Source organism: Frankia umida (assembly GCF_023242945.1).
Lineage (GTDB): Bacteria > Actinomycetota > Actinomycetes > Frankiales > Frankiaceae > Frankia > Frankia umida.
The window spans coordinates 56,835-74,254 of record NZ_JALKFT010000026.1 but is presented as its reverse complement, the minus strand read 5'-3'; the positions used below and the strand labels follow the sequence as shown (position 1 = coordinate 74,254).

Genomic DNA, 17,420 nt, shown 5'->3' with positions numbered 1-17,420 from the left:
ACGGCTCCCGTGTCGCTCACTGTCCGTGCGCGAGAGCCGAATGACCGCGCTGAGCCCCCGAGTCGCCGCGGCGGGGGGGGGCCCCCCCCCCCCCCCCCCCCGGCGCGGCGCGGGCCGCACGTCCGCGAAGCGGACGCAGCGCAACGCGCCCTCGAAGTCCATCGCGACGGCCCAGAAGCCCCCGCGATCCAGCACCGCCGGGTCGTCGGTGACCTCGAGTACGCCGGTGGCGAGTCGCCCGCCGGCGAGCAGGAACGATCCGGGTGGGCGTGGTCTGACCCGCGCCGCTGCCCCCGTGTGGGACCTGCGCCCCGGAACGCCCGTGTTCGCCCGGCTCACGCCGCTCACCCTAACCGTCACCGCCAGGTGACGCCGCAGCACGCATCCCTGCGCTCGGTCCGCCTCCGACCGGCCCATCCGGGTACCTCGGCGTCCGCGGGCCCCGCGCCGGCCAGGGCCCGCGGACGCCGGCTGGGCCGCCCCGACCCCGTCGCCACCCAGGACACCTGACCTGGTGTCCTGGCCGTGGGCGAAACCGGATGTTCACGTGGGACGCCTTGACCCAGCTCAACATCTCCGCGACGCCCGGCGGGCCATTCGACGTGAGGCCCCTTCGTCCGCTAGAGTTCTACCTGCACCGCCGAACAGGGCAGGTGCGATGCGGACGTGGCTCAGTTGGTAGAGCATCACCTTGCCAAGGTGAGGGTCGCGGGTTCGAATCCCGTCGTCCGCTCGGAAGTAGAGGTTTGAGGTCCGTTGCAGCCGCACCCACCGCGGCGGAGTGGCCGAGTGGCTTAGGCAAGGGCCTGCAAAGCCCTGTACGCGGGTTCGATTCCCGCCTCCGCCTCTGGTCCATCGCGGGCGATTAGCTCAGTGGGAGAGCGCTACCTTGACACGGTAGAGGTCACTGGTTCAATCCCAGTATCGCCCACCCCGGGATCGTAGATCCCTCTTGCACGAACGGCCACTCCACGCGGAGTGGCCGTCGCTGTTTCCAGGCCTGATACGACCCAGGACGGGACGCCCACGGGGCCGCGGCCCTGCAGGCGGTGGGCGGTGGGCGGTGGGCGGTGGGCGGGCACAGCGGACGGTTTCTCGCGGATGCGGGTCCAGGGGCAGCGGCGGTCAGGGGTCGACCTAGCGACGCGGTGTCGGTGATGCCGGCGGTATGCCCAGGAACGACGAGATGCCGTCGGCGAGACCGGTCGCGGCCCGGGCTCGCCACGCCGGGTCGACCAGTTCGGCGGCGTCGGTCGGATTGCGCATGTTGCCGCATTCGAGGAAGACCTTCGGCACCCGGGAGAGGTTCAGCCCGCCGAGGTCGGAGCGGATGGTCATCCCCTGCTGGCCCAGGTAGTCCGCCAGTGGCTCACCGGTGGCCCGGCCGAACGTGGTGCGCAGGGTGGTCGCCAGCCTGGTGGACGGGGCGAGGATCGCCGCGTTCGCCCGGTCGGGGCTCAGTGCCGGCGCGATCACGTGAAACCCCCGTCCGCTGGCCGGCCCGCCGTCGGCGTGGATGGACACCACCGCGTCCGCCCCGAGATCGTTGCCGATCCGCGCCCGCTCGTCGATGCAGGGGCCGACCCCCGTGTCCGCCGTCCGGGTCAGGCGGACCGTGGCACCCCGGGCCCGTAGGAGCCGTGCCGTCCGCTCGGCGAGGTCGAAGGTGAAGGCGTGTTCGGGATAGCCGGCATCGGTCTGCGCGCCGACGGTGTCGCATTCCTTGCTGATGCCGCCGGCCGGGACCTGCCGGCCGATGGCCGCGGGCGCCGCGCCGTTACCGCCGTTGTGCCCCGCGTCCAGCACGATCACCTGGCCGGCGAGGGAGGTCGCCGGCGCCACGTCCGCACCGCCACCCGGCCCGGCACCGCCCGGTGCGTCCCCGTCGCCGAGCAGGGTACGCAGTCCGAACCCGGCGGCCAACGCGAAGATGATCACAAGGACCGCGCCGGACGCCCAGACCACCACCGGCGGCCAGCGTCCCGACCCGTGGTTCGACCACCGGTCCCCGATCAACGCCGACGATGTCCCGATCATGCTCGGTTCCCGGACCGACATCGGCCTCCTGATCGACATCGAAGAACGGCGACCAGTGCCCAGCCGCGCACCGCGGGGGTGTCAGGCCGCCCAGTTCACCGTATGCGACGCTCCGGCCCACCATCGCCGCGGCGCACCCCCGCCACTCCCCCACCCGGATTCCGTCCGCGTCCGCACCATGTCAGGCGGTGACGAAGTCGATCAGGTGTTCCACCGCGCCGAGCAGGCCGACCTCGAGGTCGGCGTAGCTGTCCACACTGGCCAGCACCCGCCGCCACATGTCGGTGGGATCACCGACTCCCAGCGCCTGGCACACCCCTTCCTTCCAGGGCTGCCCCCGCAGCACGGTGGGCCAGGCGGGGATACCCACCGACGCCGGCTTCACCGCCTGCCAGATGTCGATGTAGGGATGCCCGGTGACCAGGACGTGCTCGCCGGCCACCGCCGCGGCGATCCGGCTCTCCTTGCTGCCGGCGACCAGATGGTCGACCAGCACCCCCAGCCGCCGGCCAGGCCCGGGGCGGAAGGTGTCGACCACCCCGGGCAGGTCGTCGACGCCGTCGAGGCTTTCCACCACGACGCCCTCGATCCGCAGGTCGTCACCCCAGACCCGTTCGACCAACGCCGCGTCGTGCAGTCCTTCCACGTAGATGCGGCTGGCCCGGGCGACGCGAGCCCGTTGCCCGGCGACCGCCACGGAGCCGGACGCCGTCCGCGTGGGTGCGGCCGGGCCCGACCGGCGTGGACGCACCAGCGTGACCCGACGCCCCTCGAGCAGAAACCCGCCCGACTCGAGCGGGAACACCCGGCGCGCGCCATGACGGTCCTCCAGCGTCACCCCGCCGGCCTCACTCCCGACCACGGCGCCGCAGAACCCGGTCGCGAGCTCCTCGACGACCAGGTCCCGCTCCAGCTCGACCTCGGGGACGACGGGCGGACGGGGGCGGGCGGCGGGCGCCAGGACGTCCCGACCGTAGTCACGGCTGCGCATGGGGCCGAACCTAAGCCGCGAGCCGGCCATGATCAGGGATATCCGCCCTGGCGTGTCGGGATACGACACGCGGGGACATATCAACCCGAGGCGACATTTCCCACGACAGGCCCACTTTCCCCTCGACGGCTCCGGCTCCCGGCGGGACACTGCCGATCGGGGGTGAACGATCGGTCGGTCAGCGTGACGGGTCGGCACACGCCGACCCGAGCGAAGAGAGGTGGGCCCTGATGCCGGGCGTGGGCTACGGACCGCGGGTCGGGCTGCTGGTGGTGGACGTGCAGAACGACTTCGCCGATCCCGCGGGCAGTCTGTACGTCGCCGACGGCGAACAGGTCATCGCGGGGATAAACGCGCAGGTGGCAGCCGCCCGAGCCGCCGGCTCGCCGGTCTTCTACAGCCAGGACTGGCATCCCGCCGAGACACCGCACTTCGTCACCGGCGGCGGCGTCTGGCCGCCGCACTGCGTCGCGGGCAGCCGTGGCGCAGCCTTCCACCCGGATCTGGTCGTCGACGGCGAGGTGATCCGCAAAGGTGTCGATGGGGCCGACGGGTACTCGGCGTTCTCGGTGCGGGATCCACGCTCGGGGGTCCGCCGGGCGACGTTGCTGGGCGAGCGGCTTGGGCAGCTGGGGATCACCACTCTCGTCGTGGTCGGCCTGGCTGGCGATCACTGTGTGCGGGCCAGCGCACTGGATGCCCGGGCTCAGGGTCTGACGGTGGTGCTGCCCCTGGCGCTCACCCGGTTCGTGAACCTGCACCCCGGCGACGATGACCGGGCCGTGGACGCCATGCGCGAGGCTGGCGTCCTGGTCGGCGGGTGAGCGCACCCGCCCGGGTGGTCGGCAGGCCACACGGTGGACAGGCCGTGCGGACTGCGGGCCACGCCGGCAACGGTCGGCTGACCGCCGTGCACCTGGTCGAGGATCAGGCCGCGCAGTCCCGGCAGACCATCCGACGCTCGTCGAACAGCTGACTGCGGTGGTGCACGAGGTAGCACTGTGTGCAGGTGAACTCGTCGGCCTGCCGGGGCAGGACGCGCAGGTTCAGTTCTTCGCCTGCCAGGTCGGCGCCGGGCAGTCCGAGTTCCGCCTCGAACGGGTCGGCTTCATCGCCCAGATCCGCGGCCGCGTCGGCACGACGGGCCTTGAGTGCCTCCAAACTCTGCTCCGATGCGTCCTCTATGTCGGTCGTACGCGGGGTGTCGTAATCGGTGGCCACTGAGGTAACTCCCAAAATGGTTGTTCGTGGTCGTGCGCAAGCCTCAACGCATAACCGCCGGGGTATGTGCCCGTCAGACCCGCGCTACCCGTATGTGGCCTTGGCCACACGCCGGAACGCGGCCTGCGTCGCTGCGCGACGAACCTCGCCCACAGGCGGCGTCATCCTGACGGAGCGCAGGTCAGCGGGGGTGTGGCCGCTCCCCGCAGACAGTGTCAGCCGGTGCGCCGCAGCCAGGTGATGGGCGCTCCGTGTGCCCCGCGGCGCAGTGGTTCGAGCACGTCGTCCCATGCGGTACCGAGCAGGCGGTGCAGTCCGCGGGCCAGGGTCTCCCGGGCTTCGCCGCGTTCGAGCAGCGCCCGCAGGGCTGCCTCACCGACCACGACGTCACCGTTGGCCGCGATGGCGGCCCGGTGCAGGCCCAGCTCCGGGGTGTAGGAGTAGCGCTCGGCGTCGCAGCCCGAGGAGGGGCCCTCCACGGTCTCGAACGTGACGTGCCCGAGCCGGCGCAGGTTCGCGGCGACCCGGCCCGCGGTCCCCGGGGAGCCCCGCCACTCCAGCCCGGCGAACAGGAACCCCGGTGAACCGGGCTGTGCCGTCCAGGTCAACGACACGGCCGCGGACAGCACTGTGGACACGCCGAACTCGAGATGTGGACACAGCGCTGGCGGACAGGCGAGGACCGCCAGTTTGCCCGGCACCGCGAACGATGACGGGGTTGACGACAGCTCACGAGCTGTCGGGGATATTGCGACCACGCAGGAACCTCCGTCGACGAGGAACGCCTTCCCCTGCGTCTCATCGACCCGTCCCAACCGGCTGACGGAATCGTCCCATGGTCGAGCGGTGGGGACTAGCCCCACCCCCACCCAAAGGTATGACTAATTGGTCGTATCTCGGTGCTCACACCGGCTATGTCACCCGGCCCGATGATGGTTCGCCCGGGTGGTGGTCCCCCTGGCCCGGTCCGGCGAGCAGACCACCGAGGCTGCCCAGCGCCCCGGTCAGCTCGCTCGGCACGATCCACAGCTTGCTCGCCTGGCCCTGGGCGATCTGGGGCAGGGTCTGCAGGTACTGGTAGGCGAGCAGCTTCTGGTCGGGGTTGCCCTCGTGGATGGCACGAAAGACGGTGCCGATCGCCTGCGCCTCGCCCTGCGCGGTGAGGATCTGCGCCTCCCGCTCACCCTCAGCCCGCAGGATCGCGGCCTGCTTCGCACCTTCGGCCCGCAGGATCTCGCTCTGCTTCACACCCTCTGCGGTCAGGATGGCGGCCCGCCGGTCCCGCTCGGCCCGCATCTGCTTCTCCATCGAGTCCTGGATGGAGCGGGGCGGGTCGATCGCCTTGAGCTCGACCCGGTTGACCCGGATGCCCCACCTGCCGGTGGCCTCGTCGAGCACGCCCCGGAGCTGGCCGTTGATCTGGTCGCGCGAGGTGAGGGTGGCCTCGAGGTTCAGCCCACCGATGACGTTGCGCAGGGTGGTCACCGTGAGCTGCTCGATCGCCCGGATGACGTTGGCGATCTCATAGGTGGCCGCCCGCGGGTCGGTGACCTGGAAGTAGATGACGGTGTCGATGCCGACGACGAGGTTGTCCTCGGTGATCACCGGTTGCGGTGGAAAGCTGACGACCTGTTCACGCAGATCGATGCGATCGCGGATGCGGTCGACGAACGGGACCACGATCGCCAGACCCGGGGTGAGTGTGCGGTGATAGCGGCCGAGCCGTTCGACGACCATCGCCCGGGCCTGCGGCACGATCCGCACGGCCCGCACGAGGACGACCAACAGGACCGCCGCGATCACCGCGGCCACGATGACACCTGCCATGAGCTGTTCCCTCCCTGCCTCGGGCGTCAGCCGCCCGGACCCGTCCGCTCGGCTCGGTGCTCAGAGCTCGAACCTGTGCACGATCGCGGTAGCCCCGTCGATGCGCAGCACTCGTGCCTGCTCGCCCGCGTCCAGCACGAGCGAACTGGGGTAGGACCGTGCCGACCAGATCTCGCCGCGGACCTTCACCCGCCCGCCGAGCCCGTCCACCCGCTCGACGACCAGCGCCTGCTCGCCGACCAGCGCCGCCACCCCGGTCACCAGCTGCGGGCCGCGTTGCAGATGCCGGCGGGCCACCGGGCGCAGGCCCAGCCCGAACCCGCCGGCCGCCACGGTGGCGGCGACGATCTGCCAGACCACGTCCACGCCGAGCAGAGCGAGCACCGCCCCCACCAGCGCGCCGAGGCCCAGCATCACGAGAATCAGGTCCAGCGTCATCAGCTCGCCAACGAACAGAGCGCCAGCGACGACGACCCAGATCGCCCAGTCGGCCATGTGGTCATGCTAGGCCTGACCAGGTCGGAACCGATCAATGAAACGTCAATGGCCGGGGCTGGCGGTGCGCGCGATCACCCCGACCGCCGCACGTGTGACGAGTCGGTTCCCGCGCCGACGAATCAGGGCAGGCTCGGTGGCCGTAGGCTTCGGGCCTATGTCGCAGGTTTGGCCGGGTCACCCATATCCCCTTGGCGCCACGTATGACGGTACGGGGACCAACTTCGCGATCTTCTCGGAGGTCGCGCAACAGGTCATGCTCTGCCTGTTCGACGATGCCGGGCATGAGGAGAAGGTCGAACTCAAAGAGGTCGACGCCTTCGTCTGGCATGCCTACCTGCCCTCGGTCGGCCCCGGTCAGCGCTACGGCTACCGCATCGACGGGCCGTACGATCCGGCCACCGGCAACCGCTGCAACCCGGCGAAGCTCCTGCTCGACCCGTACGCCAAGGCCGTCGACGGCGAGATCGCCTGGGACCAGGCGGTCTTCCCGTACACCTTCGGCGACCCGGACAGCGTCAACGACGCCGACTCCGGCCCGCACATGATGAAGTCGGTGGTGATCAGCCCGTTCTTCGACTGGAACGGCGACCGGCCACCGCGCACGCCCTACAACGAGTCGCTGATCTACGAGGCCCACGTCCGCGGACTGACCAAGAACCACCCGGACCTGCCGGACGAGTACCGCGGAACGTACGCGGGCATCGCCCACCCCATCATGATCGAGCACTACCGCAGGATCGGCATCACCGCGATCGAGCTGCTTCCGGTGCACCAGTTCGTCCATGACGAGCATCTGGTCAGCCGCAACCTGCGCAACTACTGGGGCTACAACTCGGTGGCCTTCCTCGCACCGCACAACGGCTACTCCGCCTCCGGCGGGCAGGGCCGGCAGGTGCAGGAGTTCAAGGGGATGGTCCGCAACCTGCACGAGGCCGGGATCGAGGTGATCCTCGACGTCGTCTACAACCACACCGCCGAGGGCAACCACATGGGCCCGATGCTGTGTTTCCGCGGCATCGACAACGCCGCCTACTACCGGCTGGTCGACGAGGACCCGCGCTACTACATGGACTACACGGGCACCGGCAACAGCATGCGGGTGCGCCACCCCCACGTCCTGCAGCTCATCATGGACTCGCTGCGCTACTGGGTGACCGAGATGCACGTCGACGGGTTCCGCTTCGACCTCGCCGCGACCCTGGCCCGTGAGTTCTACGACGTCGACCGGCTGTCGTCGTTCTTCGACCTCGTCCAGCAGGATCCGGTGGTCTCCCAGGTCAAGCTGATCGCCGAGCCGTGGGACCTCGGCGAGGGCGGCTACCAGGTCGGCAACTTCCCGCCCCTGTGGACGGAGTGGAACGGCAAGTACCGCGACACCGTCCGTGACTTCTGGCGGGGGCAGGACCACGGGATCGCCGAGTTCGCCTCCCGGCTGACCGGCTCCAGCGACCTGTACGAGAACTCCGGGCGTCGCCCCTGGGCGTCGATCAACTTCATCACCGCCCATGACGGTTTCACCCTGCGCGACCTCGTCTCGTACAACGACAAGCACAACGAGGCCAACGGCGAGGACAACCGGGACGGCTCCGACGACAACCGTTCGTGGAACTGCGGCGTGGAAGGACCCACCGACGATCCCGCGGTGACCGCGCTTCGCGGCGCGCAGACCCGTAACCTGCTGACGACGCTGCTGCTGTCCCAGGGGGTGCCCATGCTGGTCGCCGGAGACGAGATGGGTCGCACCCAACGCGGCAACAACAACGCCTACTGCCAGGACAGCCCGATCTCCTGGCTGGACTGGTCCGACGCCGAGCGCAACGCCGACCTGGTCGAGTTCGTCAGCCAGGTGTCGAAACTGCGCCGCGACCATGCGATCTTCCGCCGCCGCAAGTTCTTCAAGGGCAACGTGCTGAGCGGCCAGAGTGGCCCGGCCGGTGGCGGCCCGGCCACCGGTGACCCGGCGACGGACACCGACCTGGACCCCGCCAGCAAGGACATCGTCTGGCTGCGCCCGGACGGCACCGAGATGACCAGCGCCGACTGGGAGTCCGGCACCGCCCGCACCCTCGGCGTCTACCTCAACGGCGACGCCATCCGGGACCCGGACGCGCTCGGCCAGCCGATCAAGGACTCGTCCTTCCTGCTGTTCTTCAACGCCCACTTCGAACCGGTCGGCTTCCGCGTGCCGGCCACGAACTTCGGTGGCTCCTGGGAGACAGTGGTGGACACCCGACGGTCCGTCACCCTCGTCGACGCCGATCTGGAGGCGATTCCCCTGGCCACGACCGCCTTCGACCCCAGCGACAGCGGTCGTCTGGTCAAGGCCGGTGATCCGCTCGAGATCGACGCTCGCTCGACGGTCGTGCTGCGCCGTGTCCCCTGACGCGACCATGGGCTCCGGCGGGGCGGGTGCCATGATCGGGGGACGGGCCGGCTCCGGTGACGAGCGGGCGGTTCCGACCTCGACCTACCGGCTGCAGCTCAACCTCGACTTCTCGCTGACCGACGCGACCGTCATCGTCCCGTACCTGGCCTCCCTCGGGGTGTCGCACCTGTACCTGTCGCCGGTGCTGGAGGCCGCGCCCGGTTCGACCCACGGCTACGACGTCGTCGAGCACGGCCAGATCAACCCGGAACTCGGGGGCAGCGGGGGGCTGCGCCGTCTGGTCGCCGCCTGCCGACGCGCGGGTCTCGGCCTGGTCGTGGACGTCGTGCCCAACCACATGGCGGTCGCCCCGCAGGCCGCGAACGCGGCCTGGTGGTCGGTGCTGCGTGAGGGGCCGGACTCGCCGTACGCGAGCTGGTTCGACATCGACTGGGCCAGCCCGGACAACCCGGGCCGGGTCGTCGTGCCGATCCTCGGCGCGGGCCTGGCCGACTGCCTGGCCGCCGGTGAGATCAGCGTGCGCCAGGACGAGGACGGCGCCTGGGTGGTCGCCTACTACGACCACGTGCTGCCGACCGCGCCGGGCACCGCCGACCCCCACGACATCGCCGGCACCCTGGACGCCCAGTACTACCGGCTGTGCTGGTGGCGGGTCGGGGCCACCGAACTGAACTACCGGCGCTTCTTCGACATCACCACCCTGGCGGGCCTGCGCCAGGAGGAACCGGACGTGTTCGCGGCGACCCACCGCCTGCTCATCGAGCAGGTCCGCGCCGGCACGTTCGAGGGTCTGCGCATCGACCATCCGGACGGCCTCGCCGACCCGGAGGGCTACCTGCGCCGGCTCTCCGACGCCGCCGGCGGGGTGTGGACGGTCGTCGAGAAGATCCTCGAGAACGACGAGACGCTGCCCCGGACCTGGGCGTGCGACGGCACCACCGGCTACGACGGCATCGGCCGGATCACCCGGTTGTTCCTCGACCCGCTCGCCGGTCATCCGCTGTCGGTGCTCTACGAGGAGATCACCCGGGCCGATCCGACCTACGAGACCGAGGCGCGAGCCGCGAAGCTGGACGTGCTCGCCGGGGTCCTGCAGCCCGAGGTCGACCGGCTCACCGCCCTGGCACTGGTGGAGTCGCGCCGGGCCCGCGCCGACCTGACCCGCAGCGGGCTGCGCGAGGCGCTGTGCGAGGTACTGGCAGCCTTCGACGTCTACCGTGCCTACATCCGCCCGGACGGCACCCCGAGCCTGGAGGCCCGCGGCCACATCGTGCGGGCCTGTGAGCAGGCCCGGTCGTACCTGCCGGGCCGGGCCACCGAGGTCGACCTGATCGAGGACCTCGCTCTGGGCGGCCCGCCGGAGTTCGTCACCCGCTTCCAGCAGACCTGCGGCCCGGTGATGGCCAAGGGCATCGAGGACACCACGTTCTACCGCTACGCCCGGATGATCGCGCTCAACGAGGTCGGCGGCGACCCGTCCCGCTTCCCCGCGTTCACCACCGGCCATCCGCGTAGCGCCGTCAACGAGTTCCACGAGGCGGCGGTGGCCACCCAGCGGGACTGGCCGCTGACGATGACGACCCTGTCCACCCACGACACCAAACGCTCCGAGGACGTCCGCGCCCGCCTCGCGGTGCTCTCCGAGGACCCGCGTGGCTGGGCGGAGGCCGCCGGACGGCTGGTCCGCCTCGGCGAACGCCACCGTGACACCGAACAGGGCTGGCCCGACCGCCCGACGATCTACTTCCTGTTGCAGACCCTCGTCGGGGCCTGGCCGCTGCCCACCGAGCGGGCCACCCAGTACATGCTCAAGGTCGCCCGCGAGGCCAAGCTGTACACGAGCTGGACCGACCAGGACCCCGCCTATGAGGCGGCCCTGGCGAACTACGTCGAGTCGGTGCTCGAGGACGAGGAGTTCCTCGCGGTGCTGACCGGCTACGTCGGCGCTCTGGTGGAACTGGGCCGGCACAACTCGCTGGCCCAGAAGCTGCTGCAGCTCACCATGCCCGGGGTGCCCGATGTCTATCAGGGCCAGGAGCTGTGGGATCTGTCCCTGGTGGACCCGGACAACCGTCGTCCGGTGAACTTCGGCGACCGCACGAAGCTGCTCGCCGAACTCGGCGCCGACATCCCCGCCGACGACTCCCCGCCGCGACGTCCCCCGCTGCTCGACGACGCGGGCGCCGCGAAACTGCTGGTGGTCGCCCGCGCCCTGCGGGTGCGCCGGGACAACCCGGACTGGTTCGGCGCCCACGCCACCTACCGCCCGCTGTGGGCATCCGGCTCGGCGGCGGAGAACGTCGTGGCGTTCGCCCGCTCCGAGGCGATGGTGACCGTGGTCCCGCGTCTGGTACTGGGTCTGCGCCGCGGCGGCGGCTGGCGGGACACCACCCTGCCGCTGCCGGAGGGCCGCTGGACCGACGTGCTGACCGGGCGCCGCCACGACGGCGGGACGGCCTACGTCCTGCGCCTGCTGCGCGACTTCCCGGTCAGCCTGCTCGTCCGCTCCTGAGGGCCGCGGGCCGGCGGCTCGACTGCCGGCCCACCGGCCCGCGTACGGGCCGGAAACGTCGCCGGCCCTCGGCCGAAGTGTCGCCACCTCGGCCGAGGGCCGGTCGTACCGCCGGGACTACTTGGGCTGCGGGACGATCCGCAGGTAGGGCTTCGGCTCGTTCCAGCTGCCGAAGATCTCCTTGGCCTGGTCGTTGTTGACCGAGCCGGCGATGACGACGTCCTCGCCCTGCTTCCAGTTCACCGGGGTGGCGACCTTGTGCTTGGCGGTCAGCTGCAGCGAGTCGATGACCCGCAGGACCTCGTCGAAGTTGCGGCCGGTGGTCATCGGGTAGACCAGGATCAGCTTGATCTTCTTGTCCGGGCCGATGACGAACACGTTGCGGACGGTCTGGTTGTCCGCGGCCGTGCGGTCGGCCGGGTCACCGCTGACGTTGGCGCCGAGCATCCCGTACGCCTTGGAGACCGCGAAGTCGGAGTCGCCGATCAGCGGGTAGTTCGGCGCGGTGCCCTGGGTCTCCTCGATGTCCTTCGCCCAGCCCTCGTGCTTTTCCACCGGGTCGACGGACAGGCCGATGATCTTCGTGCCGCGCTTGTCGAACTCACCCTTGATGCTGGCCACGTAGCCGAGTTCGGTGGTGCAGATCGGGGTGAAGTTCTTCGGGTGCGAGAACAGCACCGCCCACGAGTCGCCGATCCACTCGTGGAAGCTGATCGGGCCCTCGGTCGTCTGCGCCGTGAAGTCCGGCGCGGTGTCGCCAATCGTCAGAGTCATCGTTGTCTCTCTCCTTGAGTTGTCACTCGCTGGGTACCGCGGGCCCAGGTACCGCGGGCGAGGTCAGTCCTGCGATGGGGTCAGGTGGTGGTGGCCGCCCGACGGACGGGATGGACCGCGCCCCGGCACACAGGGCGCAGGGCTCGACCCGGCCCACAGGCCGTGCGGCGCGAACATGCCGCGGGCGGGGCGGACCCACGCCACCCGCGACCTTGCCATCGAAAGGACGGTCAGGTCACGGCGTACAGCGTCGGCTCCGCCTCGATACGCGGGGGTGTGTCACCCCGCCCACGGCCCACCCGCCCCGCTACATCGTGCGGCGCTCATGTGACACCCCACCTCGCAGCCCGGCACGCAGCTCCGTCACCTCTTCCCACGCCCCAGACCGTACCCATCGGCCTGCCCCGATAGTGCCATCTTGGACAAGCTCAGGGCGTCCCCGCGCCACCCAGGACCACGAGCGACAGCAGAAGGTAGCAGATATTCACGTTGGGTGATCGCAACCGGCACAGCCGCCCCACCGACCGACTTCTCTCCCGCAACGGGCATCCTGGACGGATGATATTGGCGTAATCGCACTGACCCGAGGTGGAGGCACCATGGCGTCGATTCGTGTGGATCCGGATCAGCTGGAGGAGTTCGCCAACCATGTCGTCGAGTTCGGCACGACGATGTCGGACCGGATTCTCAAGCTACAGACCCATTTCGACGGACTCGACTGGGAGGACGTCCAACGAGAGCGGTTCGCCGATCTGGTCGACGAGCACTCCAAACGGCTGATCGCGCTGGTCGAGACCGTCGGCGAGCTCACACCGGCACTACACGCCAAGATCAGCCCGCTGCGCGACTACCTCGGCATGTAGGTCCGCAGGTCAACGAGACGGTGTCGGGGGACCTGTCGTGGTACTCATTGTCGTCAATCCCGGTGTGCTCAGCGCCCACCTCGGACTGCTCCTGAGCACGGCCACCCGGCTTGGTTCGGCCGCCGTGCGCATCACCGCCGCCGCGGCGCGGACGGCCGCACGGGCGGATCAGAACCTGGCCGCCCATCGCGCCCGGGCCGACGCGGCCGCCCAGGCCCGCCGCCTCGCCGAGCAGGTCGTGCGACGGGCGGAGACCGGACTCACCTCGGCCACCCAGGCGGTCGAGGCCGCACGAACCGCGTTGACGCAGGCCCAGGCAAGGACCACGCGGGACGAGGACGGCACCCTCCAGCCCGCCGACACCTGGGCGGAGCAGGCCGCCCTGGCCCGGGCCGAGGCGGAGATCGCCACCGCCCGACGTGCTCTCGTCCGCGCGCAGGAGGAGCTGCGGTGGGCCGTCGCCGCGCTGGCCGAGGCCGAGCGCCGACTACTGTTCGCCCGCTCCGTCCACGGTCGGGCCGGCGAGCAGGTGGCGGCCGCCAGCGCTGTCACCGGCGCGATCACCCGGTTTCAGGAACCGGCGACCGATGCCTCGTTCCTGATCAGTGTGCTGATCGACGTGCTCGACCAGTACCTCGGCGAGGCGGTGTTCACCCGGGCCAGCGCGGCGGCGAGCGCGCTGAACGCCGCGTTCGACGTGGATGTCGGCGGGGCCGGGGACCTGCTCGACATTGGCGACATCGGGGCCGTCTCGCGGAACCTGCTCGACCTGAGCGCGGGCTTCGGTCTCGGCACGGCCACGCTGGCCGGGAGCTGGACCGACGAGGTCGGCCGTCGCTTCCACGACCGCTTCGCGGAACCGTTGGTGGAACATCTGCGCGCCATCGCGCACCACGCCACCGACGTCAGCACGTCCATCCATGGCATCGAGCACGACCTCAGCCGCGACGATCCACCCGAGTCCTGGGAGCACGACTGATGGATGAGCCAGTCCCCCTCATCGACCGGCTGAACGCACTCCGCGCCCAGATCGAGCATGCCCTACGGCAGGCGACGCGCAGCGCCGCGGAAGCCGACGCCCAGCTCACCACGCAACGCAGGAAGATCAGCGAGGTGCGCGGTGACACCCGACGGGACAACGCCCGCTGGCGTGACGCCCACCTTGGCCCGCTGCTGGCACAGGCACGGGAGGCTCTCGGGCCACGGGCGCACCTGTGGGAGCGGGCGCAGCCGTCCCCTCGTGAACTCGCGGCGGTGGACGGCTGTGATCTGCTCGAACTGGTCGATGTGCTGGCACTGGCCGTGCTGCGGCTGCGCTCGATCTGGCGCAGGAAGCGGTACTGGACCGGGATCGCGGTGAGCGCGGCCCGCCGGGCCGACCAGCTGATCGCCGCCGCCGACGCGCGAGCCGACCAGCAGGCCGAGCAGGCCGACCAACAGGCCATCGATGAACATCATGCGGCGGTGAGCGCGGTGCGGCAACGCTGGCAGGCCCAGTTCGCCCGGCTGCGTCCGGTGCTCGCGAACACCATCGCCGACCTCGACGAGCTCGACCGGGCGGCGGAGGCCGACTGGTCCGACTGGTCGACGCCGCACAAGCCGCTGGGCGCCGTGCGGATCGGCCACCACACCCGGCGGGGTTACGGTGGCGAGCCGATCTCGATACCGGCGCAGTTCCCGTTCCCGGCCACCACCAATCTGGTGATCAAGGCGGTGCGCAGGGATCCCGAGCACGCCGACGTCGTGCTCGGCATGGTCTGCCGAATGCTCGCCGCCGTGCCTCCCGGCCAGCTTCGGCTGAGCGTCATCGACCCGCTGGCGCTGGGGACCAGCGTGCGATCCCTGGTCGGGCTCAACTCGGATGACGTCCAGCTGATGGACGCCCCGGTGCACGCGACGACGGACATCGAACGGCGCCTGTCCGACCTGATCAGGCGCATCCAACGAGTCGACCGTGACCTGCTCGGCCCGGACCGGCTGAGCTCCCTGACCGAGTACAACCAGCAGGTCGCCGCACGCCCGGAGCCGTACCACGTGGTGGTGCTGTTCGACTTCCCGAACGGGTTCCGGACCGCGGAGAGCCTGCTGCGCGTCGACCAGGTGATGTCCAACGGGCCGAGCCGCGGGCTTTACACGGTGCTCGTCATCAACGCGGACGACACCGATCATCCGCACCATTTGGAGCTGACCGCCGACGGCCAGGTCCGGCCCGGCCCGGCATGGTCCACACCACCGCCCTCCACACCGCTGCCCTCCGGGCCGGCCTCGTCCGAATCCGCAGACATCGGCGGCTGGGGACTGGAGCTGGGCCGTCCTCGGGAGGGCCGCTGGGAGCCGTCCAAGGCGTTGCGCACCATCGTCGACCGCGTCGCCGACGAGGCACGCGACGCGGGTCTGGTCGTCGTCTCGGTGGAACGCATGTTCGCGCTGGCCGCGCCGGCCCGGATGCCGACCGCCGGCCGAACGCCCGCGTCCGGCCGGCAACCGGTCGGCGGTGTTCCCGGTGCCACCAGACCGATCCTTCCCGGCGACCCGGACTCGTGGTGGCAGGGTGACGCGTCCGCCGGGCTCGTCATACCGCTGGGGATCTACGGGCTCGACGACGTGCAGGCGCTACGCCTGGGCGAGGACACCCGTCAGCACGCCCTGATCGCCGGCACGACCGGCTCCGGCAAGTCGACGCTTCTGCACACGCTGATCATGTCCGCCGCGACCATCTACTCCCCCGACGAGCTGGAGCTCTACCTGGTCGACCTCAAAGGGGGCGTGGAGTTCCAGGAGTACGCGACGCGCTGCCTGCCGCACGCTCGGGTGGTCTCCGTGCGCAGCGAACGCGACTTCGGCCTGGAGACCCTGCGGGACCTGCTCGCCCAGTCCCGCTACCGTGAGCAGCTGTTCAACCGGTACGGCGTGCAGGACCTGGCCGGCTACCGCCAGGCGCGCGCCGCGGCGGGCCCCGGCGACCCGCTGCGCGACGAGCCTGCCCTCCCCCGCGTACTGCTGGTCATCGACGAGTACCACGTCCTGTTCGACAGTGACGACCTGATCGCCCGCACGGCGGCGGACTGCCTGAGTTCCCTGGTCCGTCAGGGGCGCGCCTTCGGCATCGGCGTGCTGATGGCTTCACAGACGCCGAGCAGCAGTGTGTACCTGGGTCCGGACATCATGGGTCAGATCGATGTCCGGATCGCGCTGCGCTGCCCCGAGCACATCAGCCGACGCATCCTCGCCGAGAACAATCCCGCCGCCAGCCGACTGCGTTCCCGCGGCGAGGCAATCTACAACCCGAGTGCCGGCGAACTCGGTTCGGACACCACCTTCCAGGTCGCCTTCCAGGATCGGCAGACCCGTGCGGACCGACTGGACCAGATGAGCCGGCTGGCCCATGCCCGGGGGTTCACCCGCGGACCGGCGGTCTACGACGGTGACCGGCCGGGCGACATCACCCACAACGCGGCCTTCGATGGTTCCGCCGCGGTCACGGTCACGCCGGGGCCAGCCAGACCCGCTGCCGCGGTGCGGGTCTGGCTCGGCGAGCCGACCGGGCTGTCCGGACCGGTCGGCCTGGACTTCGGCGCGCGATCGCGGCGCAGCCTGCTGGTCATCGGCGAGGACGAGGCCAACGTCGGCGTACTCACCTCGGTGGCCGCGAGCCTCGCCCTCGCCGGTATCGGACGCACCCCCGCGGGCACCGGCGCCATCTCGGTGCTCGACTTCACCGGTACGGGACCCTCCGCGCAGTACACCCATGTGCACGCCGAACTCGCCGTGCTCCTGCCCGGTCTCACCCGTCTGCCCACGGGCGAGGCGCTGGCCCACGTCAGTGCCCTCGCCGACGAGGTACGCGGCCGCCACGGCGACGACTCCCACCGGGTGGACCTCGCCACGAACGCGCACTTTCTGCTGATCAACGGCCTGAACCGCTGCCCCGGCGGGCTGCGGGACTCACCTCGCGGCTACCGTCCGAGCGGCTTCGGTGTGCCCCTCGACGTCCTGCTCACACAGGGCTCCGACGTGGGCGTCTTCGTCATCGCGACCCTCGACCCCGGTGCGCAGCGCCAGGTCCACGGCGAGTTCACCAACGAGTTCGGCCCGGTGCTCACCCGCCGCCAGCCCGACGCCTTCGACCACCGGGTCCAGGCGCTGATCGGACGGCGGACGGCGAGCCTGCGTCCGGGCCAGGCACTGCTCGTCGACGACGACACCGAGCGACGCCTGCGCCCCTACCGCATTCCCGCGCCCGGTTGGCTCACCGACCTCGCCGAGCGCCTCCCCCGCGGCTGACATCCACCCGAGGCCGGGAGCGAAGCG

General features: G+C 70.7%; 13 protein-coding genes, 3 tRNA genes and 1 pseudogene. 9 read left to right on the top strand and 8 right to left on the bottom strand.

What is annotated here, in order from left to right; genetic code table 11:
- Positions 1-339: pseudogene (locus MXD59_RS20465) on the bottom strand (hypothetical protein); the annotation flags it as partial.
- A 321-nt stretch (positions 340-660) separates the two neighbouring features.
- Here MXD59_RS20465 and MXD59_RS20460 point away from each other — a divergent pair.
- The 3 genes from MXD59_RS20460 to MXD59_RS20450 all read left to right on the top strand — a co-directional run bounded on the left by MXD59_RS20460 (position 661) and on the right by MXD59_RS20450 (position 931).
- Positions 661-733, top strand: a tRNA-Gly gene (locus MXD59_RS20460).
- A 42-nt stretch (positions 734-775) separates the two neighbouring features.
- Positions 776-847, top strand: a tRNA-Cys gene (locus tag MXD59_RS20455).
- 12 nt (positions 848-859) lie between these two features.
- A tRNA-Val gene (locus MXD59_RS20450) sits at positions 860-931 on the top strand.
- 206 nt (positions 932-1,137) lie between these two features.
- Here MXD59_RS20450 and MXD59_RS20445 read toward each other — a convergent pair.
- A complete protein-coding gene (locus MXD59_RS20445) occupies positions 1,138-2,037 on the bottom strand; it encodes an N-acetylmuramoyl-L-alanine amidase (protein ID WP_248826242.1) in 900 nt (299 codons plus the stop codon).
- A 181-nt stretch (positions 2,038-2,218) separates the two neighbouring features.
- On the bottom strand, positions 2,219-3,028 hold the full coding sequence (locus MXD59_RS20440) for a DUF3097 domain-containing protein (RefSeq protein WP_248826241.1): 810 nt from the start codon (positions 3,026-3,028) through the stop codon (positions 2,219-2,221).
- 230 nt (positions 3,029-3,258) lie between these two features.
- On the opposite strand from MXD59_RS20440, the gene MXD59_RS20435 reads away from it, so the two are divergent.
- Entirely contained in the window at positions 3,259-3,852 is a 594-nt protein-coding gene (locus MXD59_RS20435; RefSeq protein ID WP_248826240.1) for an isochorismatase family protein, read from the top strand.
- 103 nt (positions 3,853-3,955) lie between these two features.
- On the opposite strand, the gene MXD59_RS20430 is transcribed toward MXD59_RS20435, so the two are convergent.
- The 4 genes from MXD59_RS20430 to MXD59_RS20415 all read right to left on the bottom strand — a co-directional run bounded on the left by MXD59_RS20430 (position 3,956) and on the right by MXD59_RS20415 (position 6,571).
- Complete coding sequence (locus tag MXD59_RS20430; protein ID WP_163549754.1) at positions 3,956-4,249, bottom strand: DUF4193 domain-containing protein; 294 nt, start codon at positions 4,247-4,249, stop codon at positions 3,956-3,958.
- 215 nt (positions 4,250-4,464) lie between these two features.
- Positions 4,465-5,007, bottom strand: coding sequence for a DUF3145 domain-containing protein (locus MXD59_RS20425; protein WP_163549755.1), 543 nt, complete (start codon positions 5,005-5,007; stop codon positions 4,465-4,467).
- Positions 5,008-5,161: 154 nt separating this feature from the next.
- Positions 5,162-6,076, bottom strand: coding sequence for an SPFH domain-containing protein (locus tag MXD59_RS20420; protein WP_248826238.1), 915 nt, complete (start codon positions 6,074-6,076; stop codon positions 5,162-5,164).
- Between the two features lie 60 nt (positions 6,077-6,136).
- Complete coding sequence (locus MXD59_RS20415; protein WP_248815194.1) at positions 6,137-6,571, bottom strand: NfeD family protein; 435 nt, start codon at positions 6,569-6,571, stop codon at positions 6,137-6,139.
- 157 nt (positions 6,572-6,728) lie between these two features.
- Between MXD59_RS20415 and glgX the strand changes: the two genes are divergently transcribed.
- Entirely contained in the window at positions 6,729-8,957 is a 2,229-nt protein-coding gene (glgX, locus tag MXD59_RS20410) for a glycogen debranching protein GlgX (protein ID WP_248826237.1), read from the top strand.
- 31 nt (positions 8,958-8,988) lie between these two features.
- Positions 8,989-11,472 (top strand): malto-oligosyltrehalose synthase, encoded by a 2,484-nt coding sequence (treY, locus tag MXD59_RS20405; RefSeq protein WP_248826247.1) that lies wholly within the window; start codon positions 8,989-8,991, stop codon positions 11,470-11,472.
- A 117-nt stretch (positions 11,473-11,589) separates the two neighbouring features.
- Here the strand turns inward: treY and MXD59_RS20400 are convergent, their stop codons facing one another.
- Positions 11,590-12,246 (bottom strand): peroxiredoxin, encoded by a 657-nt coding sequence (locus MXD59_RS20400; RefSeq protein ID WP_248826236.1) that lies wholly within the window; start codon positions 12,244-12,246, stop codon positions 11,590-11,592.
- Between the two features lie 599 nt (positions 12,247-12,845).
- Here MXD59_RS20400 and MXD59_RS20395 point away from each other — a divergent pair.
- The 3 genes from MXD59_RS20395 to MXD59_RS20385 are packed head-to-tail and all read left to right on the top strand — an operon-like array spanning position 12,846 to position 17,393.
- Positions 12,846-13,109 (top strand): THO complex subunit 5, encoded by a 264-nt coding sequence (locus MXD59_RS20395; RefSeq protein ID WP_248826235.1) that lies wholly within the window; start codon positions 12,846-12,848, stop codon positions 13,107-13,109.
- Between the two features lie 37 nt (positions 13,110-13,146).
- A complete protein-coding gene (locus MXD59_RS20390; protein WP_248826234.1) occupies positions 13,147-14,088 on the top strand; it encodes an HlyD family secretion protein in 942 nt (313 codons plus the stop codon).
- Complete coding sequence (locus MXD59_RS20385) at positions 14,088-17,393, top strand: FtsK/SpoIIIE domain-containing protein (protein ID WP_248826233.1); 3,306 nt, start codon at positions 14,088-14,090, stop codon at positions 17,391-17,393. Before MXD59_RS20390 ends, MXD59_RS20385 begins: the two co-directional genes overlap by 1 nt.
- Positions 17,394-17,420 lie beyond the last annotated feature (27 nt).